This is a genomic window from Brytella acorum, assembly GCF_029309905.1.
Lineage (GTDB): Bacteria > Pseudomonadota > Alphaproteobacteria > Acetobacterales > Acetobacteraceae > Brytella > Brytella acorum.
Window position 1 is genome coordinate 566,169 of sequence record NZ_JARBJP010000002.1, and the last position, 20,643, is coordinate 586,811.

At 60.0% G+C, this 20,643-nt stretch carries 16 protein-coding genes; 9 read left to right on the forward strand and 7 right to left on the reverse strand.

From position 1 onward, the window contains the following. Positions 1-2 precede the first annotated feature (2 nt). From PWM43_RS05945 to PWM43_RS05980, 8 genes are all read left to right on the forward strand, one after another. Positions 3-950 (forward strand): DNA polymerase III subunit delta', encoded by a 948-nt coding sequence (locus tag PWM43_RS05945; protein WP_394356038.1) that lies wholly within the window; start codon positions 3-5, stop codon positions 948-950. Continuing rightward, on the forward strand, positions 947-2,488 hold the full coding sequence (metG, locus tag PWM43_RS05950; RefSeq protein ID WP_289841630.1) for a methionine--tRNA ligase: 1,542 nt from the start codon (positions 947-949) through the stop codon (positions 2,486-2,488). Before PWM43_RS05945 ends, metG begins: the two co-directional genes overlap by 4 nt. Next, positions 2,485-3,270 carry a TatD family hydrolase gene (locus PWM43_RS05955; protein WP_289841631.1) on the forward strand — a complete coding sequence of 262 codons (786 nt, stop codon included), beginning with the start codon at positions 2,485-2,487 and terminating at the stop codon, positions 3,268-3,270. Before metG ends, PWM43_RS05955 begins: the two co-directional genes overlap by 4 nt. Continuing rightward, a complete protein-coding gene (locus tag PWM43_RS05960) occupies positions 3,267-4,055 on the forward strand; it encodes an MBL fold metallo-hydrolase (RefSeq protein ID WP_289841632.1) in 789 nt (262 codons plus the stop codon). Before PWM43_RS05955 ends, PWM43_RS05960 begins: the two co-directional genes overlap by 4 nt. Positions 4,056-4,396: 341 nt before the next feature. Further along, positions 4,397-6,343 carry a PrkA family serine protein kinase gene (locus tag PWM43_RS05965; RefSeq protein WP_289841633.1) on the forward strand — a complete coding sequence of 649 codons (1,947 nt, stop codon included), beginning with the start codon at positions 4,397-4,399 and terminating at the stop codon, positions 6,341-6,343. Positions 6,344-6,376: 33 nt separating this feature from the next. Next, positions 6,377-7,684: a YeaH/YhbH family protein gene (locus tag PWM43_RS05970; RefSeq protein WP_289841634.1), complete on the forward strand. Its 1,308-nt coding sequence runs from the start codon at positions 6,377-6,379 to the stop codon at positions 7,682-7,684. Positions 7,685-7,696: 12 nt separating this feature from the next. Continuing rightward, positions 7,697-9,199, forward strand: coding sequence for a SpoVR family protein (locus PWM43_RS05975; RefSeq protein ID WP_289841635.1), 1,503 nt, complete (start codon positions 7,697-7,699; stop codon positions 9,197-9,199). A 528-nt stretch (positions 9,200-9,727) separates the two neighbouring features. Further along, positions 9,728-11,068 carry a POT-type proton-dependent oligopeptide transporter gene (locus PWM43_RS05980; RefSeq protein WP_289841636.1) on the forward strand — a complete coding sequence of 447 codons (1,341 nt, stop codon included), beginning with the start codon at positions 9,728-9,730 and terminating at the stop codon, positions 11,066-11,068. 33 nt (positions 11,069-11,101) lie between these two features. On the opposite strand, the gene PWM43_RS05985 is transcribed toward PWM43_RS05980, so the two are convergent. The 5 genes from PWM43_RS05985 to thiO form a co-directional block, all read right to left on the reverse strand. Continuing rightward, on the reverse strand, positions 11,102-13,693 hold the full coding sequence (locus PWM43_RS05985; protein ID WP_289841637.1) for a cation:proton antiporter: 2,592 nt from the start codon (positions 13,691-13,693) through the stop codon (positions 11,102-11,104). A gap of 93 nt (positions 13,694-13,786) precedes the next feature. Beyond that, complete coding sequence (gene thiE / locus PWM43_RS05990) at positions 13,787-14,410, reverse strand: thiamine phosphate synthase (protein ID WP_289841638.1); 624 nt, start codon at positions 14,408-14,410, stop codon at positions 13,787-13,789. Further along, positions 14,407-15,180, reverse strand: a complete 774-nt coding sequence (locus PWM43_RS05995) for a thiazole synthase (RefSeq protein WP_289841639.1) — start codon at positions 15,178-15,180, stop codon at positions 14,407-14,409. The genes thiE and PWM43_RS05995 overlap by 4 nt, the downstream gene beginning before the upstream one ends. A 3-nt stretch (positions 15,181-15,183) precedes the next feature. Further along, a complete protein-coding gene (thiS, locus tag PWM43_RS06000) occupies positions 15,184-15,381 on the reverse strand; it encodes a sulfur carrier protein ThiS (protein ID WP_289841640.1) in 198 nt (65 codons plus the stop codon). A 53-nt stretch (positions 15,382-15,434) separates the two neighbouring features. Continuing rightward, positions 15,435-16,406 (reverse strand): glycine oxidase ThiO, encoded by a 972-nt coding sequence (thiO, locus tag PWM43_RS06005; RefSeq protein WP_289841641.1) that lies wholly within the window; start codon positions 16,404-16,406, stop codon positions 15,435-15,437. Positions 16,407-16,793: 387 nt separating this feature from the next. On the opposite strand from thiO, the gene PWM43_RS06010 reads away from it, so the two are divergent. After that, the gene (locus PWM43_RS06010; protein ID WP_289841642.1) at positions 16,794-17,381 is read left to right on the forward strand and encodes a YceI family protein; all 588 of its coding nucleotides are present in this window, start codon (positions 16,794-16,796) and stop codon (positions 17,379-17,381) included. Positions 17,382-17,427: 46 nt separating this feature from the next. Here PWM43_RS06010 and glmS read toward each other — a convergent pair whose 3' ends face one another. Continuing rightward, positions 17,428-19,251 (reverse strand): glutamine--fructose-6-phosphate transaminase (isomerizing), encoded by a 1,824-nt coding sequence (gene glmS / locus PWM43_RS06015; protein ID WP_289841643.1) that lies wholly within the window; start codon positions 19,249-19,251, stop codon positions 17,428-17,430. After that, positions 19,251-20,618 carry a bifunctional UDP-N-acetylglucosamine diphosphorylase/glucosamine-1-phosphate N-acetyltransferase GlmU gene (gene glmU / locus PWM43_RS06020; RefSeq protein ID WP_289841644.1) on the reverse strand — a complete coding sequence of 456 codons (1,368 nt, stop codon included), beginning with the start codon at positions 20,616-20,618 and terminating at the stop codon, positions 19,251-19,253. The genes glmS and glmU overlap by 1 nt, the downstream gene beginning before the upstream one ends. Positions 20,619-20,643: the final 25 nt, after the last annotated feature.

The following is a 20,643-nucleotide window of genomic DNA, read 5'->3' on the forward strand; positions in this document are numbered from 1 at the left end:
GCATGTCGGGATCGCTCTCGCCCCGCGAGACGTTCACCGTGCGCGGCCATGAGGCCGCGGTGCAGCTTTTCCTCGACGCCCTGGCATCGGGACGCCTTCACCATGCGTGGCTTCTGCACGGCCCGGCTGGCATCGGCAAGGCGACGCTGGCCTTTCATCTCGCGCGCGTCCTGCTGAAAGCGACGGACTCCGGCAGTCCCGCGGGCCGTCGGGTCACGGCGGGGACGCATGCGGATCTGATGGTCATCGGACGTGGGGTTGATGAACGTAAGGGACGGCTTCGTCCCGAAATCGTCGCCGACGACGTGCGACCGATCCAGTCCTTCCTGCATCGCACCGCGGCCGAAGGCGGCTGGCGGGTCGTGATCGTGGATGGCGCGGAATTCATGAACCGGCACGCGGCCAATGGTTTGCTCAAGCTTCTTGAAGAACCGCCCGCGCAGGTCGCGTTTTTTCTGGTGACGGCGTCGCCCGGCGGTTTATTGCCGACGATCCGAAGTCGCTGCCGCGGCCTGGCGCTTCAACCCCTGGCGGACGTGGATATGCGCGCGGTCCTGCAGACGATGGGTTATGATGCGCAGGATATGCCCCGATTGCTCGCAACGGCTCACGGTGCGCCTGGGCGGGCTGCATTTCTCGCGCTGGATCGCGATGGGGCGATCCAGCGCCAGGTGGCCGAGTGGCTGGGTCGAGACGCTCCCCGGGTCACGGTGGAGCAGGCGGAAGCGATCGCGCGTCAGGACGATGGTTTTGCGCTGCTCTGTGATCTGCTAGGAGACGCGATGACGAGGCGCGCGCGCGAGATGGCTCTGGGAGATCGAACCACGGAAGCCGCGCGCATGGCGGCGGGTTATGCTGCTCTTTCGGCCCTGCGCCGGGAAACCGGGCGCTTCAATCTGGACAAGACACAGGCCGTTCTGCAGGCGGCCGCAATTGTGAGTGAGTTATGACCGCGCGCTATTACGTCACCACCCCGATCTATTACGTCAACGGTGCGCCGCATATCGGTCATGCCTACACCTCGGTTGCCGCGGATGTGCTCGCGCGGTTCCATCGCCTCGACGGTCGCGACGTCCTCTTCCTTACGGGGACGGACGAGCACGGGCAGAAAGTCGAACAGGCCGCGCAGGCAGCGGGCGTCGATACGCAAGCCTTCACGGACCGGATTTCAGGCGATTTCCGTGCTATGGCCGACGCGATGAACATTTCTTACGACGATTATATCCGCACGACGGAGCCGCGCCATAAGCAAGCGGCGCAGTCCCTGTGGGAGAAAGTCGCGGCAAACGGGCATATCTATCTGGATGCCTATGAAGGCTGGTACGCACTGCGCGACGAGTGCTTTTACAGCGAGGACGAACTCGTCACCCGACCGGACGGCACGAAGGTCGCGCCGACGGGAGCGCCGGTCGAATGGCTGCGCGAGCCGTCCTATTTCTTCCGTCTCTCGGCGTTTCAGGACAGGCTGCTCGAATATTACGAGAGCCATCCGCATTTCATTGGCCCGGAAGCACGGCGTCGCGAAATCACCAGCTTCGTCAAGCAGGGGCTGCGCGATCTTTCCGTCAGCCGGACGAGCTTCAAATGGGGCATCCCCGTTCCGAACGATCCGGACCACGTCATGTATGTCTGGTTCGATGCCCTGGCGAACTATCTTTCGGCTCTTGGCTATCCCGACATGGCCGCGCCCAAAATGGCTTACTGGCCCGCGAACGTGCATCTCGTCGGCAAGGATATCATCCGGTTTCATGCGGTCTACTGGCCAGCCTTCCTGATGGCGGCGGGCATCGAGCTTCCGCATGCGATCATGTCCAATGGCTGGTGGACGATCGAAGGCGAGAAGATGAGCAAGTCGCTCGGAAACGTGGTGGACCCGCGCGATCTGGTCGCCGAATTCGGCCTGGACCCCGTCCGCTTCTTCCTGCTGCGCGAAGTCCCGTTCGGGGGTGACTCCGACCTGAACCGACGCTCGCTCATCAATCGCCTCAATGTGGAACTGGCCAATGATCTTGGCAATTTGGCACAACGCACCCTGAGCCAGATTGCCCGCAATCTGGGCGGTGTCCTGCCCGAACGCCCCATATTGACCGAAGACGACGCCGGGCTTCTGGCGCAGGCCTCCCTGCTGCCGGACCTGCTGCGCAGCCAGATGAGCCGTTTTGCCCTGACGGATGGGCTCGAGGAGGTCTGGAAAGTCGTTCGAGCCTGCAATTCCTATATCGACCGTCAGGCGCCCTGGACGCTGCGCAAGACGGACCCCGAGCGCATGGCGGCCGTTCTCAGGGTTCTGCATGATGCGATCCGCGCCATCGCGACCGTTCTTCAGCCTTACATGCCCGACAGCATGGGCAAGCTGCTCACGCAGTTGAGCGTGAACGACGACGAGCGGAGCTTCCTCGCGCTGGACACCGCGCTGCCGGGGGGGCGTGTTCTGCCCGCGCCTCAGGGGCTTTTTCCGCGTTATGTCGCGCCGGAGAGTTCCGAATGACGGGACTGATTGACAGTCATTGCCATCTCGATCGCTTCGAGGATGTCCCGGCGGCCCTAGCGGTCGCACAAGACGCGGGGCTGAGCGGGATGGTGACGATCGGCACGCGTCTTTCGCATGCGCCGACGCAGATCGGCCTGACGCGTTTCGATCGGCCCGAATTGCGGATATGGTGCGCGATCGGAACGCATCCGGATCATGCGCACGAGGAAGAGCTTGTCAGCGCCGACGACATCGCGGCTCTGGCCGCGCCGGACTGCGTCGTGGGGATTGGCGAGTCCGGTCTGGACTATTTTCATGGCACTCCGGCACACCGGCCACGTCAGGCGGAGAGTTTTCGTGCCCATATCGGCGCGGCTCGAAAGACGGGTCTGCCGCTCGTCATTCATGCGCGCGAAGCGGATGACGATGTGATCGCGATTTTGCGCGACGAGCATCAGACGAAGGGCGCGTTTCCTTTCCTGCTGCACTGTTTCGCCTCCGGCCCCGCTCTGGCCGAGGCCGCGATCGCGCTCGGAGGGTATGTCAGTTTTTCCGGCCTGCTGACATTTCCCAAATGTGACACGATCCGCGAGGTGGCCCGCACCGTTCCCGCCGAACGTCTGCTCGTCGAGACGGATGCGCCCTTTCTGGCGCCGGTTCCCAAGCGCGGCAAGCCGAATACACCGGGTTTCGTCGCCTATACGGCCGCCCGGCTCGCGCAGGAAAGGGGGCTTTCCATCGAAGCCTTGAGCGCCCTGACGACCGCCAATTTTTACCGGCTGTTTCAGCGCGCCCGATGAAAATTACACTCCTCGGATGCGGTGGCTCGGCCGGCGTGCCGATGGTCGGCGGCGATGATGGAGCAGGGGTTTGGGGGCAGTGCGACCCTTCGGAACCACGGAACATCCGCAGCCGCTCTTCCATCGTCATCGAGGGGGATGACGGGCGTCGTCTGCTGGTCGATACCGGGCCGGATCTGCGTTCGCAGCTTTTGAGCGCGCGTATTTCGGCCGTTCATGGCGTTTTTTACACGCATCCCCATAGTGATCATGTGGCGGGTCTGGATGAATTGCGGGCCATCAACCGGGTGATCGACGCGCCTTTGCCGATCGCGGCCAATGCGGAAACCATGGCTGAACTGCAATCGCGTTTTGCCTATGTTTTTCAGCCATGGAACGGGGAGGGCTTTTATCGTCCGGTGGTGGAACCCCAAATTGTGGCGGAGCGCCAATTCGTCGCGATGTGCGGATTAGGCTTCTCGGTACTGGGGCAGCGTCATGGGCGTATTCGCTCTCTGGGTCTGCGATGCGGTGACTTCGCGTACTCGACCGATGTCGATTTTTTCGATGATGGGACGCTGGACGCTCTCGCAAATCTCGATACCTGGGTCGTCGGCTGTTTCCAGCATGACCCACATCCCGCCCATGCATGGATCGATCTCGTGCTCGAATGGAGGGCCCGCATCCGGCCACGCCGGATGGTTCTGACGCATATGGGGCCCGACATGGACTATCGGACGCTGTGTGACGAACTGCCCGAGGGCGTCGAGCCGGGGTTTGACGGCATGGTGCTGGAAAGTCACTGAGACAGCGAATCTTCGCCGCCGTCGTTTTCTTGTTGAATCCCGGCTCTTCATGGGCATAGCCTGAACGAATCGGGTGTTCCCGACACGGTCGCCGTTGCGAGATGCGCGATCCTGCTGAAATCGGCGGACTTCAGGAGCCTTTGAGTTTCCTGAAAGTGCCATGTCAAGAAAGGGAGTTTGCCGACCCTTTTCACGTGTTCCTGAAAATTGTTCCTGCCGGATTTCGGCATGTGCCGATCCGTGGTGACAGATAAGACGTGTCTGATGTTTTCCATCGGAACATCATTTTCGAATGTCCGATGAGCCGACATCTGACCTTCTGCATAGGGAGAGTTCAGTTCATGGGTTCGTTGTCTGACGTCTTCTCTTTGGCTTCCACGATGCGCGATGAGCGACGCGAAACAGAGATGACGCTCTCTGCTTTCCTTGATCTGTGTCGCGAGGACAGCGCCTGCTACGCAAGTGCTGCGGAGCGGATGCTCAAGGCCATCGGAGAGCCGGTGATGGTCGATACCTCACGCGATCCGCGTCTTGGCCGCATTTTCATGAACCGCACGATGCGCACCTATCCCGCGTTTTCAGATTTTTATGGCATGGAAGAAATCGTCGAGCAGATTGTCGGCTTCTTCCGGCACGCGGCCCAGGGTCTCGAGGAGCGCAAGCAGATCCTCTATCTGCTGGGGCCTGTGGGCGGCGGAAAATCGTCCCTGGGCGAGCGTCTCAAGTCGCTCATGGAGCATGAGCCGATCTACGTGCTCAAGGCGGGGCGTCATATGAGCCCCATCTTCGAAAGTCCGTTCGGCCTGTTCGATCCTGTCCGTATGGGGCCTGCGCTCGAAGCGCAATATGGCATACCAGCGCGGATCCTGACGGGGATCGCAAGTCCCTGGGCGCTGAAGCGGCTGGAGGAATTCGACGGCGATATCTCGCGTTTCACGGTGACGAAGATTTTTCCGTCGCGTCTTAGGCAAATTGCCATTGCCAAGACGGAGCCGGGAGATGACAACAATCAGGATGTCTCGGCGCTGGTGGGCAAGGTGGACATCCGCCAGCTCGAGCATTTCAGTCAGAATGATGCCGATGCCTACAGTTTCTCGGGGGGGCTGAACCGCGCGAACCAGGGGATTCTCGAATTCGTCGAGATGTTCAAGGCGCCCATCAAGATGTTGCACCCGTTGCTCACGGCAACGCAGGAAGGCAATTACGTGGGAACCGAGAATATCGGCGCGATCCCTTTCTCGGGCGTCATTCTTGCCCATTCCAATGAAGCGGAATGGCAGAGTTTCCGTAACAACCGCACGAACGAGGCGTTTCTCGACCGCGTCTGCGTCATCAAGGTGCCCTACTGCCTCCGGGTCACGGAGGAAGCCAAAATCTACGAGAAGCTCATCCAGTCTTCGGCGCTTGGCGGTGCGCCCTGCGCGCCCAACACGCTGGATATGCTGGCGCGCTTCGCCGTCCTGTCGCGCATCAAGCCGCATCCGAACTCGTCGCAATATGCGAAGATGCGGGTCTATGACGGCGAGAACATCCGCGAGACCGACCCCAAGGCGCGGGCCATGCAGGAATACAAGGATGCGGCCGGTGTCGATGAAGGCATGGACGGCGTCTCGACGCGCTTTGCTTACAAGGTTCTTTCCGCGACGTTCAATCACGATCCCAACGAGATCTCCGCCGATCCCGTGCACCTGATGTACGTGCTCGAGCAGGCGGTCCGTCGGGAACAGTTTCCTGCGGATATCGAAGCGAATTATCTCGCTGTCCTCAAATCCGAACTGGCCCGTCGTTACGCTGATTTCCTTGGACACGAGATCCAGAAAGCCTATCTCGAAAGCTATCACGACTATGGGCAGAACCTGTTCGACCGCTATCTGGATTACGCCGATGCCTGGATCGAAGACCAGGATTTCAAGGACCCGGATACCGGACAACTGCTCAACCGGGAGCTGCTGAACGCGGAGTTGACGAAGACCGAGAAGCCAGCGGGGATCGCCAATCCCAAGGATTTCCGCAATGAGGTCGTGAAGTTTTCTCTCAGGGCGCGGGCGAATCATGGGGGGCGCAATCCCTCATGGACGAGTTATGAAAAAATCCGTGACGTCATCGAAAAGCGGATGTTCAGTCAGGTCGAGGATCTTCTGCCCGTCATCAGCTTCGGTTCCAAAAAGGATGGAGAGACCGAACGCAAGCATGGTGAATTCGTCGAGCGGATGGTGGCCCGGGGCTATACGGAACGACAGGTCCGTCGGTTGGTCGAATGGTATATGCGCGTGAAGCAATCGGCCTGATCGCGCGTTATCACCGATAACGGAGCAGAATCGATGGATATTCTCGATCGGCGACCAAACCCGCGCGGTAAAAATACGGAGAACCGACGGCGCGTTCTTCAGCGTGCCCGCACGGCCGTTCAGAGTGCAGTGCGCGACGCGGTGGCGCAGGGACGTATTCGCGACAGCGGGCAGGGCAGTACGGTCTCGATTCCGGCGGACGTGCTGCACGAGCCGCGTTTTCATCGCGTTTTCAGTGAAGGTGTGCGGCAGTTCGTTCTGCCGGGCAATCGTGAATTCGTGCCGGGAGACAAGCTGCGTCGACCGCCGGGCGGCGCGGGAGGCGGGCAGGGCGGTGGTGGCTCGGGAGAGGCCAGTGAAGACGGTGGAGGCGAGGACAGCTACCGTTTCGTGTTGTCGCGCGAGGAGTTTCTGGACCTCTTTTTCGACGATCTCGAACTTCCGGATCTGGTGAAGCGCGAACTCGCGGAAACGACGATGATCGCGAACAGCCGGGCGGGCCATAGTTCCGAAGGCGCGCCGTCCCAACTCGATATGGGCCGGACGATGCGACGTTCCATCGCACGCCGACTGGGCCTGCGGCGTCCCAAGCCCGAGGGGCTCGAAGAAATCGAACGCGAGATCGACGTTCTGGAAGCAGAGCGTCCTCTTTCCAACGAGCGCTATGAGCGGCTTCAGTTCCTGCGAGAGCAGCGCCTGGCCCAGTCTCAGCGCATGCGGCGTATTCCCTGGGTCGATCCGGTGGATCTGCGATATCGTCGTTTCACGCCGGTGCCCAAGCCAACGACGCAGGCTGTGATGTTCTGCATCATGGATGTCTCGGGCTCGATGACCGAGAAGATGAAAGAACTGGGCAAGCAGTTCTTCATGTTGCTGCACGTCTTTCTGGAGCGTCGTTACGAAAAGCTCGACATTGTCTTTATCCGCCATGCCGAAACGGCGGAAGAAGTCGATGAGGAGACATTTTTTACCGACCCCAAAACGGGAGGCACAGTCGTCTCTACGGCGCTCGAGCAGATGCTCGCCATTCAGAAAGCCCGTTATCCGGTCGACCGATGGAATATCTACGTCGCGCAGACCTCCGACGGGGACAACATCTCCTCCGATACACCCAGGGTCGTGCAGCTTCTGACGGAAGCGATTCTTCCGCTCTCCCAGTACTACGCCTATATCGAGGTCGCAGGTTCCGGCGCCATCATACGCAGCGATAGCGATCTGTGGGGAGCCTATCGAACCCTTGCGGAAAGCCAGCCGCAGCTGGCCATTCGCAAGGTACGCGACCGGACTGAAATTTTTCCCGTTTTCCGCGAACTGTTCGCTCGACGCGAAGCAGAAACGTGAAGGTGATGCCTCATGCTTTATACGGGAACTGACTGGAATTTCGACATTCTTCGAAACTGCTATGACGCCATCGAACAGATCGCCGTTGATGAACTCGGGCTGGAAGTCTACCCGAACCGCATCGAGATCATCACGTCCGAACAGATGCTGGACGTCTACACGTCGCACGGGATGCCCGTGAGTTATGCTCACTGGTCCGCCGGAAAGCGCTTCGTGACCCATGAAAATGCCTATCGGCGGGGGTTGATGGGCCTTGCCTACGAGGTCGTGATCAATTCCAGCCCCTGCATCAGCTATCTGATGGAGGAGAATTCCGCCACGATGCAGGCGTTGGTCATCGCGCATGCGGCGTTCGGGCATAACCATTTTTTCCGTAATAACAGGCTGTTCCGCGACTGGACGGACCCGACGCAGATCCTCGATTATCTCGAATTCGCGCGCTCCTATATCGCGCGCTGTGAAGATCGATATGGCGTAAAAGCGGTCGAGCGCATTCTCGATGCTGCCCATGCCCTGCAAGGGCAGGGGGTGGATCGTCACCTTGGCAACAAGCGTGTGGATCTTCGCGCCGAGGCGGATCGCGCGCGGGAGCGGCGGGAATACGAAGACCAGCGTTTCAACGATCTGTGGCGTACGGTCCCCAAAGCCGAGCTTGTGACACCGAACAGGGAGAGTTCTTCGGCGCAGGATGGCGCTCAAGGCATGCCGGAGGAAAATCTTCTCTATTTTCTGGAGAAGCATGCTCCCAGGCTGGAGTCCTGGGAACGCGAGATTATTCGTATCGTCCGTCTGACGGCGCAGTATTTTTACCCGCAGCTACAGGCGAAGGTCATGAACGAGGGCTGCGCCACCTGGGTGCATGATTTCATCATGCGGCGTCTTCATGAAAAGTCGCTCATCGATGATTCGGCGATGCTCGAGACCATTCACTCCACAACGAACGTCATCGCCCAGTTCGGTTTCGATCAGGGTGGGGGGCCGAACTTCAATCCCTATGCGCTGGGCTTCGCCATGATGACGGATATCGCCCGCATCTGCGCTACCCCGACCGAGGAAGATCGGCGCTGGTTTCCGGACATCGCCGGAAACGGCGATCCGATCGGCACGCTGAAGTTCGGTTGGGCGGAGTATCGGGACGAGAGCTTCATCCAGCAGTTTCTATCGCCGAAGGTGATCCGGGATCTGAAGCTCTTCAGGCTGACGGACAACCTCTCCGAGCCCTACCTCCTGGTCGACGCCATCCATAACGAAGACGGCTACCGGGACATCCGGCGCACGGTTGCGGCGTCTTACGATCCGGGCGCGCTGGCTGAGGAAATCGAAATCGTCGGGGCGGACATGCAGGGCGACCGTGTTCTGCGCCTGGAGCATCGCACGCTTGCCGGACGATTGTTGGACCCGACGGATGCACGTCTCACTCTGGCTCATCTTGCCGATTTATGGGGGTATGGTGTGAGCCTGAGAGAGGTTGATCAGCAGACCGGCCGGGAACTGGGTGTTTATCGCGCCGATTAGGCGCTCTTTTCGTGTGTCTGACGTTTCTCAGGAGCCTGACGTAGAGAGCCACGTCCTGCGTCAGGTAGGATTGCCAAGTATATAAGTTGGCATAATATATCTTATCGAACTAACGTACAACTGTCGAACGCAGATAAGTTCGCGCACTCGCCGCCGAATGTTTTGATTTTCGATCTTTGCAGATATTGGCAAAGCGCCATAGGCGGTGAAATTGAAATTCGTGCTCAATCCAATGATCGCGCTCAAAGCTCTACCTATGGCTTTTTGCCATAGGACCAGTGGCAAAAAGCCATAGGTCTCTTCGCTGGCTCGCGACATGGCAAATTGCCACGAGACCTCCCCCATCCACCTCTTATTCTACATGTCCGCTGTTTATGGCATTTCGCCACCTCTCCCCCCTCTGCCATGTTTTTCCTTGTCAGCGTTGGGAAGTTGCCGAACAACGGACGTTTGTCAGGTCGCAATAAAGGAACTTTCCTCTTGCCGGATCCCCTTCCCGACGGAACTGCGCCTTCGGACGCGTTCCCCATGCCTGTCGCGTCCATTCGACACCCGACGGGCCTCTGGGTCCTCGTGACGACCGAAGCGGGACTTGCCTTCTCGCTCTACGGCTTTGAGTCGCTTCTCGTTCTGTATCTCGTAAGCTATCTGCTGCATCCGAATGTCGCGGACCATGTGTGGGGTATGGGTCTATTCCTCCCCCTTATTCGAAGCCTCTATGGCGCTGCGTCACCCAGCGCGATCGCGGCCGCGATTACCGGGCTTTTCCTTAGCCTGATTTACGCCACGCCTTTACTGGGCGGCTTCATGGCGGATTGGCGTCTCGGACGTATCCGAACCGTGATCATTGGCGGCACGCTGCTCGTCGCCGGATTGCTGGGCCTGGCTGTTGACCAGACCTTTCTCCTAGGTCTTCTTCTGCTTCTTGTCGGGCTGGGCTGCACGCGTGGCATCCTTCCGGCACAGGTCGGAGCGCTGTATCCTGGAAACGACCCGCGTCGCGCCGACGCTTATCAGCTGTTTGTCCTTGGCATTCAGGGCGCCGCAATTCTGTCCCCTGCCCTGTGCGGAACGGTGGCGACCCGGTATGGCTGGCATGCCGGTTTTCTGACCTCCGGGATCGGAATGTTCATTGGATTGAACGTCTATCTTTTCGGCTGCCGTTTTCTGCCTCGGGATCAGCCGATGCATCTGCGCCCTGCAAGCGTGCCTTTCACGCCGTCGGACAGGAAAAGCCTTCTGGCATTGGGAGTGCTTTTGCCGGTCCTGGCGATCGCCACATTATCAAACACCGACATCTTCAATGGGTATTTGCTCTGGGGCGATCAGGCCTATCAGCTTGAAATTCTGGGGTTCCGTATGCCGACAAGTTGGTTGGTATCACTTGATGGCTTTGTAAGCACGTTTACGGTGTTGGGTATTATCTGGTTCTGGCGCGCCTGGAACAGGCGTCGACCCGATCCCGGCGAAATGCCAAAGATCCTGATCGGTTCTACTGTCTGTTCGCTCGCGCCACTCCTGCTCGCACTGGGCTCCTGGCTCCAGCCGGGTCTTCACAGCGTAAGTCTTTTGTGGGGAATCGGTTTCCATCTGGTCAACGACGTCGGCTTCGGCCTGTGTTACGCCACAGGAATGGCCTTATTTTCAAGAGTTGCTCCTGCCGCCATCAGCGCGACGGTCGTCGCGAGTTACTCTCTTCATCTGTTTGTCGGAAATCTCGTGGCAGGCAAGGTCGCGGGGCTCGTGACCAAAATGCCATGGACGCGTTTCTGGCTATTGCATGTCGCCCTGGGGATCGCGGGAACAATCGCTCTTTTCGCAATCAGTCGCATTTTCCGCCAGCAGTTCACGCGCGACGAGAGTGCCTGAAGACAAGGTCACGGGGAGTGACGGGCTATCCAGTCAGCTCCCCGTATGCCCGGTGTTTGCTGAAATCATATCGGCAATGATCCGCGTGTCTTTCACGAGCGTTTCCACGCTTTCGCCACTGGGCGTCGTCGGCATCTGACGGCCCTGAACGCGATCTTCGTGTCTGTGATCGATGGTGCGCTGAACAATCGGATAGCGCCTTAGAAGGTCTTCAAACTTGCTGGCGGGAATAGCCAGCAGGTGGCCGAATTGCAGCGAGCGCACCGTGCCTCGGGCTGGAAGACCATGGATCAGGGCGGCCGCGCCGATCATGTCACCAGCTCCGAACTGGATATCCTGTTCCGGGAGATGCAATTCCGCCAGCCCTGCAATCACCGCGTAGATCGTCTTGATTTTGCCGCCACGTCTGAGAAGCACCTCGCCCGGTGACGCAAAATGCAGCGAAATGCTCTTGGTAAGTTCGTGCAACGGAGCGTCCGGCACACCGCGAAATGCAGGAAAAGCGCGTAACCTCTGCTCGATACCGCTTTTGAGATCAAAGCGCGGCGGCATCGAAAGGCGATGGGAACGCTTCTCGATATCGCGCAGTAATTCACGATAAATTTCGTCGGTAATCAGATTGTCGTCATGCAGGGCGTCGTATTCTTCCGCTTCGAGACGGAGCGAAATCTGTTGCAGGATGCGGCTTTCCAGGGCTTCGGAATAGCCGTGGTAGTGCAGGCGCAACGTCTCCAATGCGTCGTCCAGCATACGCCGCTGCCGACCAAGCACCTCGGAGACGATCTCGCTGACTCGGGAGCCCAGGGTGGGTTCGAGACGTTCATGCATGAAACGGAGCAGTGAGAGCGAGACGAGATGCGCGATCATCAGCATCTCGAAGCGCTCCATCATCGAATACATCAGAGGTGTGTCGATATGGAACCGCCGGTGGAGAAACTGAGCAATCCGAAAACGCGCGCCCGGCTGAAGGCGACGACGCAAGGCGCGAACATATCCGAAGCGCCCCTCCAGACGAGCGCCGTCCACCATGGATTCAGCGGTTCGCAGCAAGGTTTCCATGACGCGTCTGGAAAGGCCCTGAATGCGGAAAATATCGAGAAGCAGGGAACGTTCCTGATCCGCGATGGTAATCAGGGCGAGCACCACACGTTGTCGGTCGCTGATCGCCGTGTCGAACGTATTGGCGGCCCGTTCATCTTCGGCGCGATGCTCGATTTCCCGGATCACGTTCTTCTGTGATGTCGCGCTGAACCCAAGCTCTCCCGCCACTTCTCCCGTGCGTTCCGCGACGTGATTGAGACCGATGCCCAGAACCTGATGGCGCAGCGCCTGATCGATCGGCGAAAGCTGGTCGAGTTTCAGGAAGATCACGAGATAACGCAGCGTCGTGCCGTTAAGCAGAAGTGTGACGAGAACGAAGCCCGTTGCGATGATGCCGACGAAATGCGCGACCTGCGTTGAAACGCTTCGATTTTCCGTGACGGCCAACGCAAGCGCCAATGTGATGGCGCCGCGAAGACCGCCCCAGACCATCGTGATCTTGAACGGCGTCGGTACTGGAGGAGAAAGCCGGGCGGCGGCCAGAACCGGAAGCAGACCGAACACGACCGATCCTCGCGCCAGAAGGCCAGCCACGCTCGCAACGAGAATGAGCAGGCAGTCCCAGCGCGTGGTGCCGATCATCAGACGCGGCACGAGGAGCGCCGCCAGCAGGAACAGAAGTGAGCCCGCCCAGAAGACCAGTTGCTCCCACAATTCGGTCAGGAAGCGCCAGACATTGGGGCGGAACGTCGACGGACCGTAGGCGGAAACGGTAAGGCCGGCTGCTGCGACGGCGACGACACCGGAAAACCCGAGAAATTCATCGCATAGAATATAAACGATGTAGGGGAGCGCCAGGGTCAGCGACATCTCCGCGGCGGGCAGACCGCCCAGCGCCGCGCAGCATAGAAGCGTCAGCCGGGCAATGATGACACCCACGACGATCGCACCGCCGAATGACACGCCGAAGTCGATAATGGCGCCGCCGAAATGAATCTCATGATGCGATGTGACGGCAGCCAGCAGGATCGAGAAGATCGCTATGGCTGCGGCGTCATTGAGCAGGGCTTCCCCTTCCACAAGGCGTGTCAGGCGGGTCGCGGCGCCGATATCACGGAAAATACCGGCAACGGCCGAGGGATCGGTAGTGGCCACGATCGAACCAAGGAGCAGGCAGACCACAAGAGATTGCCCGTTCGAAAGCGGATACAGAGCCAGTCCGATCAACGCCGTCGAGACAACGACAGCCACGACAGCAAGCAGCAATACGGTAGCCGCTTCGTGCGCCAGTCGTCGTACGTCGATGGCGATCGCGCCCTGGAAGACCAGGATCGGCAGGAAAATCAGCAGAAACGACTCGCTGTTGACCGGAAAATCAAGCAGTGTTTCCGCCGCGCCATCGAACAGCTCGGTTGTGGAAGACCGCAGCACGAGAGCCGCCATACCACCAAGGAAAATTCCGGCAATCGCGAGAAGAACCGCCTCCGAAATCTCGAACCGTCTGGAGAGCGGCTGGATAAGACTGACCAGAACGAGCAGAAGAGCAAGCGCCAGAAGTACAGCTGCCAGCCCGGTCACACTCATGCGTCAGTCTCTCCTTCGTTCATCACAACAATATCTGACGAGCGCTACGAGGTCGACTCGTCGCGCTCAAAAGAAACAACGCTCAACGGGTTTTTAGTTTTGGGAGCCGCCTGTCTTTTCAGCCGCGACCAGCCAGCGCCCGACCTGCCGCTCGGGATCCGGCACACGAATGAAGTCTGAAACAGCCGCCACGCTGTCCGCACCGGCACGCAGGCAACTGACCATGCGTTCGCAGGTTATGCCGCCAATGGCCACGAGCGGGATATCACCGCATAAAGCGCGCCATTCGGTGATCCGTTCAGTACCCTGAGGGGCCCAGACCATTTTCTTGAGCTTCGTTTCCCAGATGGGGCCAAGCGCGATGTAATCCGGGTTGATGGCGAGCGCGCGATGGAGTTCCTCGTGGGAATGGGTCGAAACACCCAGGCGAATGCCGCTGGCGCGAACCTGCCTGAGATCGGCGGTATCCAGATCTTCCTGGCCGAGATGAATGTAATCGATCCCAAGCTCCACGGCGAGTTCCCAGTAATCATTGAGAACCAGGCAAACATTGTGTCGCGCCGCCGCTTCCTGCGCCTCGATCACCTGCGAGCGGAGCGCTTCAGGAGCAAGCTCCTTCAGGCGCAGCTGGATGAATCGCGCGCCAGCGCCGCCGAGGATATGAACCCACCGTGGATGGTCGACGACAGGATAGATGGGAGAAGGAAGACGTGTCATGCGTCGAGCATGGCCTTTCCAAGAGTGGGCGTTGAAGGAACGGCCATGTCACGTTCGGGCATAGGATCGGCCGCAAAGGCATCGAGGCCGATCTCGCAGGCCAGGCGGAAAGCTCGCGCCATCGTGACCGGATCACCCGCTTTGGCCACGGCGGTGTTGATCAGAATGGCGTCAAAGCCAAGCTCGAAGGCCGCCACAGCGTGGGATGGCCTTCCGATCCCCGCATCGACGACCATCGGAATGCCGGGGAAATGGCCCCGCATGGCGCGTAGGCCGAAGAGGTTGTTCAGTCCCCTGCCCGAACCGATCGGCGCGCCCCACGGCATCAGAACCTCACAGCCTGCCCGGAGAAGACGTTCGGCGACGACGAGATCTTCCGTCGTATAGGGGAAGACCTTGAACCCGTCCTCGGTCAGGATGCGCGCGGCTTCCACCAGGGCAAAAACGTCCGGCTGAAGCAGGTCGCCCTGCCCGATCACTTCGAGCTTCACCCAGTCCGTATCGAAAACTTCCCGCGCCATATGCGCGGTTGTGACCGCTTCTTTCACGGTATGGCAGCCCGCCGTATTGGGCAGCACAGGAATCCCGAAGGCCTTGATCAGTTCCCAGAAGGCCTGTCCGGCCATCGCGCCAGCGGCTTCACGCCGCAGGGATACGGTCACCAGCCCCGGATTACCCTCACGCACGGCATCCGCCAGGATCGACGGACTATCATATTGCGCGGTACCCAGCATGAGGCGCGAACGCAATTCCTCACCATAGAACAACATGGATCATCCTCCCTGCATGGGCGCGACAATTTCGAGACGCGCATGGGGAGGCAGGCGGAAAGCCGCGCGACGCGACGCGGGCACGAACGTGCCGTCAACCGCCGTTGCGATGCGCGCCGCGCCGTAACCCAGCTCATCAAGGATGTCCGCAAGTATTTCGGAATGGACATCATGCATTTCGTCATTGACCTGGATCTGCATGGTTCTCCCCTTCCTTGTGTAACATGGAGGCGATGTGTCTCATTGCCAATGTTTCATCTGTCAAAAATGATGTTTTTCACTTCTTCGGCGCGCGCCGGCGATAACAGGAATCCATGTCGATACATGCCGTTGACGTGGACCGTTCGCCCGTCGCGCACGACGCGCGGAATGTTGTCGGGAAAGGACGGTCTGAGGCCCACGCCCGCTTCGACGATTTCAGCATCGGCAAAGGCAGGATGCAGCGTGTAGACCGCGTTCAGCAGATCCGTCATGGATCGCACGGTGATGGCGCCGGTATCGTCACTTTCCATCATGGTCGCTCCGACCATAAAGATTCCCTCCGCCCTGGGCACGATATAAACCGGAATGCGGGGATGCAGCATCCGGACGGGACGGCGTAACGTCACGTCCCGGCATCGGAGGAGCAGCATCTCGCCACGTACGCCGCGCAGGTTGCCGAGGCTCGACCGCGCGGCAATGCCCGTGCAATCGATGCGCCAGTCGAAGTCTGTCTCACCCCCTTCCCTGGAAGCTGAGAATATAATCTTCCCGCCCAGAGACTGAAGCCGCTCCCGCAGCGCTGGCAGCGCGCGGCGCGGATCGACATGCGCCTCTCCCGCGAAGAAAAGGGCCTTGTCGAAGCGGTCCTCAAGATCCGGTTCGAGCGCTGCGATCTGCTGTCCGCCTATGACCTCGAAATGGCTGGTCTTTCGTCCGAAACGCGAAAGTTCCGGGGTGTCGCGCGGCGGGGCAAGCACGAGCGTTCCGTGACGTGTGACATCGGGCACATGTTGCGCCCACCATCCAACCGACATGATGGAATCCCGCGTGACTTCGGCTGGCGCGGATTCCGCCTCGCACCAGGGCGCCAGCATGCCGCCTGCGAACCACGACGCTCCGCTGCCGACTTTCGGGCCGATTTCACGCAAGGTAATCCTGGCACCGCGTTCCGCCAGTGTGACGGCGGTGACGAGTCCCGACACTCCGGCCCCGAGGACGAGAACCTCCGGCACGGCGTTTGACATGGTGGATCTCCTCGATGCCAGGAGATCAGAGGATCCCCGGGGGAAGGCCACGCCCCCGGGAGGGACCGCGCCGCAACTTGAGGCAGGGTAGTCGATCCTTGCGCGCAGCTTCAATGGGACGTGGCGCCGCGTCGGGTACACAGCATGGAGATCAAATCCATAAGCAGGCTGATGATCCGGCGTGACAGGATGCGGTGGACCCGCTCGAAATTCGTCGGCCACGGGCAGGACAGACTGATATATGGTCTTCGAACCACTCAGTCCCGTCTCGAGGGCGGCCTGCGGTACGGGCACTCATAGCGATTCCGCCGTGGGCGAGGCGTTTTCCGTTTGTCGCCTTGATCAACAGAAAATATTTTTAGTTCAAAGCGCTGAAGGATTATCTTCATGAAAAAAATACCAGCTCTTCTCATCGCGCTGGCTTTGACGGTCACGCCTGTGGCTCAGGCCGCCGAGGTCCGGTCCGGCGTCTATACGGTCGAGCCGGGACATACGCAGGTTGGTTTTTCCCTGCTGCATTTCGGCTTCACCCCCTATAGCGGTCTGTTCTCCGGTGCGACGGGCACGCTTGTTCTCGATCCTGCCAGGCCCGCCGCTTCGAAACTCGATGTTTCCGTGAAGATCGATACGGTTCAGACGACCAGCGACCGTCTGACGGACGAACTCAAGGCCGCCGACTGGTTCGACGCCGCGAAATACCCGGAAGCGCACTTCGTTTCAACGAAAGTGACGGCAACCGGCGCGGAGACGGCGACGATTGACGGACATCTCACCCTTCATGGCATCACGCGTCCCGTAACCCTGAAGGCGCGTTTCATCGGCGCGGGAGTCAATCCGATGGATAAAGCCTATACAGTCGGATTTGAAGCCAGAGGCGTCATTCACCGCAGCGAATTCGGCGTTTCAAAATATGTACCCATGGTCGGTGACAACGTCACACTGACGATCGCAGGTGCTTTTGAAAAGCAGCCCTAACTTCGGAAACGGGCGGTGGGAGAAGGCATTTCTCCCACCGCAAGCCTCATTCGACCGTGACGGACTTGGCGAGATTGCGCGGTTGATCGACGTCTGTCCCGCGCAGGAGGGCGACTTCGTAAGCCAGCATCTGCACAGGAATTGTATAAAGGATCGGCGCCACGAAAGCATCGACGTGAGGCAGGACGATCACGGCTTCAGCAATCTCACGCAGACGCTCAGCGCCGGTCTCGTCAGTGAATGCGAGGATTTTGCCCCCTCTGGCGCGCGCCTCCTGAAGGTTGGAGAGCGTCTTGTCGAACAGAATGGTTGACGGCGCGACGGCGACGATGGGCACCGTATCGTCAATCAGAGAAATCGGCCCGTGCTTCATCTCGCCCGCAGCATAGGCTTCCGCGTGAATATAGGAAATTTCCTTTAATTTCAGTGCTCCCTCGAGCGCGATCGGAAAACATGATCCGCGACCGAGATACAGCACGTCACGGGCCTTCGCGACGATATGCGCCATCGCGCGTATTTGTTCGCCGAGCTGGAAAATACGCTCCGCTTCCGAGGGCAGATCCAGCAGAGCCGCCATAAGGTGCTGCTGACGCGCGGGCGTCATGACGCCCCGCGCCCGCCCCATCGCAATCGTCAGGGCGGCCAGAACCGAAAGTTGGGCGGTGAACGCTTTCGTGCTCGCCACGGAAATCTCCGGACCGGCATCCATGCCCAGCACCACATCGCTTTCGCGCGCCATGGTGCTGGTCTCGACATTCAGCACCGACATGACGTGCTGCCCGCTCGCGCGCAGTCCACGCAGTGCTGCAAGCGTATCGGCGGTTTCGCCCGACTGGGAAATCAGAAGAGCCAGGCCGCCTTCGGTGAGGGGCGGATTTCGGTAACGAAGCTCGGAGGCGACATCGATATCCACCGGCAGACGGGCTTCGGCCTCCAGCCAGTAACGTGCGACATAACCGGCGTAGTATGCCGATCCGCAGGCGGTGATGACAGCACGCGGAATATCGGCGAGCGCGAAAGGCAATTCCGGCAGCACTACCTCCCGCGTGACGGGATCGACGACACGTTGCAAAGTCTGACCGATGACGGATGGATGCTCATGGAGTTCTTTTTCCATGAAGTGCCGATATCCGTCCTTTCCGACAGCCGCGTCGAGCCGCGCCACGGACTGAACGGGCCGCTCGACCACCTGCCCGGTCATATCGTGAAAGATCACTTCGCCCGGACGGATGACGCACCAGTCGCCGTCATCAAGATAGGTGATGCGGATGACCAGAGGGGCGAGCGCCAGACTGTCGGAGCCAAGAAAAGTCTCGCCTTCCCCCCAGCCCACTGCCAGTGGCGCGCCATGGCGCGCGCCGATCATCAGACCCTCATGGCCTTCGAAGATCATCGCCAGAGCATAAGCGCCACGCAGGCGTTTCAGGGTCTCGAAAGCCGCGACCTGTGGTGCGAGACCGCTTTGCAGATAGTGGTCCGCGAGTTGCGCCACGACCTCTGTATCGGTCTGCGTCGTGAACACACGCCCTTCCGCGACCAGTTCGTCGCGCAATGACTCATAATTCTCAATGATGCCGTTGTGCACGACGGCGACGCCGCCGACATGATGCGGATGGGCATTGTTCTGCGTTGGCGCGCCGTGCGTCGCCCAGCGCGTATGTCCGATGCCCGTGGTGCCGTTCAATGGGCTCTCGTCAAGAACGTGTTTGAGATTGTCGAGCTTTCCGGCCGCCCGCCGGCGCGCGATCCGCCCATCCACGAGTGTTGCGATTCCCGCGGAGTCATAACCGCGATATTCGAGGCGACGGAGCGCTCCGAACACGAGAGGGGTTGCGGAACGACGCCCGACCACTCCGCATATTCCGCACATCAGCGCTGTTCCTTACGGGTCTTGAGAGTCTCGCGCAGCACTTTGGCCGCGCCGGGTTTGTCGACCTGTCGCGCTCGGCCAAGCGCAAGGGCGTCAGGGGCGACGTCGTGCGTGATGACGCTTCCGGCTGCGATCAGAGCGCCATCGCCGATCGTTACCGGCGCCACGAGTATGGCGTCCGAGCCGATAAAGGCGTCGGCGCCGATGTCCGTGCGATGTTTGAAATAGCCATCATAATTGCAGGTGATCGTCCCGGCTCCGACGTTCGTGCGAGGACCGATGGAAGCATCGCCAAGATAAGTGAGGTGGTTCGCCTTGGCGCCCTCGCCCAGCCTCACGGCCTTCAGTTCCACAAAATTGCCGACATGCGAATTTTCTTCACAGACCGTGCCCGGACGCAGCCGGGCATAGGGACCGATCAGCGCACCTGCACGAACTTCGCACCCCTCGAGATGGCTGAAAGCCCGCACTTTGGCTCCCGAGCGCACGATAACCCCGGGACCGAACACGACATGGGGTTCAACGACCACATCGGACTCCAGAACCGTGTCCGCACTGAAAAATACGGTTTCCGGCGCCACGAGCGTCACGCCTGCATCCAGAGCGGCATCCCGTAGTCGCGTCTGAAGCGTTCCCTCCGCACGCGCAAGTTCGGCGCGCGAATTGATTCCCGCCAGTTCCGCTTCGGGAGCCTCAACGCATCGAACGGTCCCATTTCGGGCAGCAAGAGCGACCACATCGGTGAGATAATATTCTTTCTGGGCGTTATCGGCGCGGATGTCGGACAGCCATTGGCGAAGATCCTCCGCATCGGCACAAAGCACGCCCGCATTGCATAGTCCGATCCCGCGCTCCTCGTCGGTCGCGTCCTTCCATTCCACGATCCGCAGAACGCGTTCGTCATCCGTCACGACACGCCCATATCGGCCCGGTTCGTGCGGTCGCATGGCGAGAAGTGCCAGGACCGTTCCCGGCGTCCGCCGTGCATCGAGCAGCCGCCGCATCGTGGAAGCCGTGATCAGCGGATTGTCGGCGTAGAGAACGGCGACGTCGCCGCTTCCGAAAAGATCCGCGGCCTGGCGGGCAGCGTGTCCCGTGCCCAGACGGTTTTCCTGTACGACAATCGCATGAGGCGCACAGAGACGCGCCATTTCATCCATGCCCGGTCCGACGACCACGACAATGTGGTCGAAAACCTCCTTGGCCGTCGCGATCAGATGCGCGATCATCGGGCGTCCGCCCAGAAGATGCTGCGCTTTGGGCAGCGACGAGCGCATGCGGGTGCCCAGACCTGCCGCGAGAATCACGGCTGTGGTCGGACGACGCGCGGATTGGGAAATCGGGGGGGAAGAAATGGGACTGGTCATATTGTTCACCGGCGTAGCCAAAGCC

Excerpts from the sequence above, each read along its gene's own strand:
- PWM43_RS05945 (WP_394356038.1), top strand. The coding sequence starts at position 3 with ATGTCGGGATCGCTCTCGCCCCGCGAGACGTTCACCGTGCGCGGCCAT.
- metG (WP_289841630.1), top strand. The coding sequence starts at position 947 with ATGACCGCGCGCTATTACGTCACCACCCCGATCTATTACGTCAACGGT.
- PWM43_RS05955 (WP_289841631.1), top strand. The coding sequence starts at position 2,485 with ATGACGGGACTGATTGACAGTCATTGCCATCTCGATCGCTTCGAGGAT.
- PWM43_RS05960 (WP_289841632.1), top strand. The coding sequence starts at position 3,267 with ATGAAAATTACACTCCTCGGATGCGGTGGCTCGGCCGGCGTGCCGATG.
- PWM43_RS05965 (WP_289841633.1), top strand. The coding sequence starts at position 4,397 with ATGGGTTCGTTGTCTGACGTCTTCTCTTTGGCTTCCACGATGCGCGAT.
- PWM43_RS05970 (WP_289841634.1), top strand. The coding sequence starts at position 6,377 with ATGGATATTCTCGATCGGCGACCAAACCCGCGCGGTAAAAATACGGAG.
- PWM43_RS05975 (WP_289841635.1), top strand. The coding sequence starts at position 7,697 with ATGCTTTATACGGGAACTGACTGGAATTTCGACATTCTTCGAAACTGC.
- PWM43_RS05980 (WP_289841636.1), top strand. The coding sequence starts at position 9,728 with ATGCCTGTCGCGTCCATTCGACACCCGACGGGCCTCTGGGTCCTCGTG.
- PWM43_RS05985 (WP_289841637.1), bottom strand. The coding sequence starts at position 13,693 with ATGAGTGTGACCGGGCTGGCAGCTGTACTTCTGGCGCTTGCTCTTCTG.
- thiE (WP_289841638.1), bottom strand. The coding sequence starts at position 14,410 with ATGACACGTCTTCCTTCTCCCATCTATCCTGTCGTCGACCATCCACGG.
- PWM43_RS05995 (WP_289841639.1), bottom strand. The coding sequence starts at position 15,180 with ATGTTGTTCTATGGTGAGGAATTGCGTTCGCGCCTCATGCTGGGTACC.
- thiS (WP_289841640.1), bottom strand. The coding sequence starts at position 15,381 with ATGCAGATCCAGGTCAATGACGAAATGCATGATGTCCATTCCGAAATA.
- thiO (WP_289841641.1), bottom strand. The coding sequence starts at position 16,406 with ATGTCAAACGCCGTGCCGGAGGTTCTCGTCCTCGGGGCCGGAGTGTCG.
- PWM43_RS06010 (WP_289841642.1), top strand. The coding sequence starts at position 16,794 with ATGAAAAAAATACCAGCTCTTCTCATCGCGCTGGCTTTGACGGTCACG.
- glmS (WP_289841643.1), bottom strand. The coding sequence starts at position 19,251 with ATGTGCGGAATATGCGGAGTGGTCGGGCGTCGTTCCGCAACCCCTCTC.
- glmU (WP_289841644.1), bottom strand. The coding sequence starts at position 20,618 with ATGACCAGTCCCATTTCTTCCCCCCCGATTTCCCAATCCGCGCGTCGT.